This window comes from Pseudomonas sp. IT-P4, from assembly GCF_949767755.1.
Classification (GTDB): Bacteria; Pseudomonadota; Gammaproteobacteria; order Pseudomonadales; family Pseudomonadaceae; genus Aquipseudomonas; species Aquipseudomonas monachiensis.
In genome coordinates this window covers 1-754 of record NZ_CATKPX010000077.1, presented here as the reverse complement: position 1 = coordinate 754, position 754 = coordinate 1, and the positions used below count along the sequence as shown (strand labels likewise).

1 protein-coding gene is annotated in these 754 nt (G+C 67.0%); it reads right to left on the bottom strand.

Going from position 1 to position 754, the window contains the following annotated elements; all coding sequences use genetic code 11:
* A partial coding sequence (gene vgrG / locus ACM6IT_RS24620; protein WP_414918883.1) for a type VI secretion system tip protein VgrG occupies window positions 1-754 on the bottom strand: 754 nt, incomplete at both ends.

Genomic DNA, 754 nt, shown 5'->3' with positions numbered 1-754 from the left:
TTGGGGGGCGCTGAGCAGCAGGACCGCGGCTTTCAGTTCATCGAGTTGCTGGCGCATCAGCGCCAATTGCGCCGCCACATCTGCGGGATCGGCGTTGGCGGCCAAGGCATCGGCGGACAGCGTTTGCAGTTGGTCGCCGGCCTGGCGCAGGCGCTCGATCGCCGGGCCCATTTCCAGCACCTGGCCTTGGGCCTTGGTTTGTTCATCGGCACTGATAAACAACCCCTTGCCCGCCCGAATCGCCCCCCAGGCATCGCTACGCAGTTCAAACCCCTCACCCCGTTTTTGCCGCTCGGCATCCACCACGTGCCCAAGGTTGAGCTGACTCTTGCCACTGTGTTCGGTGCTGAGCTTGATGTGCTCCTGCCCTCGGGTATCGTCCAGCCGCAGTTTGTTGTTGGCCGGGGTGCGCAGCACGTTGCGCTTTTCGTTGTACATGGTGACGTGGTCGGGGTGCTGGCTGTCGTGCAGGGCGTGGGCGATGTAGGGCCGGTCCGGGTCGCCCTGTTCGAAGGCCACCGCCACTTCGGTGCCGGCGATCAGCGGCAGGTGCAGGCCGTGGGTGTCGCCGGCGTATGCCCGGGCCAGGCGCAGCCAGGAGCTTTCGCGACCGGCGTCCCAGGTGTCGCGGTCGAACAGGAACTGCACCCGGTAGCGGCCCTCGGCGTCGGTATCGGCGTAGGGGTTGTGGGCCTGTGCGCTGGTCACCCGGGCCGGCACGGTGCCGGCGATCAAGGGTTTGGGCGGCACCTCG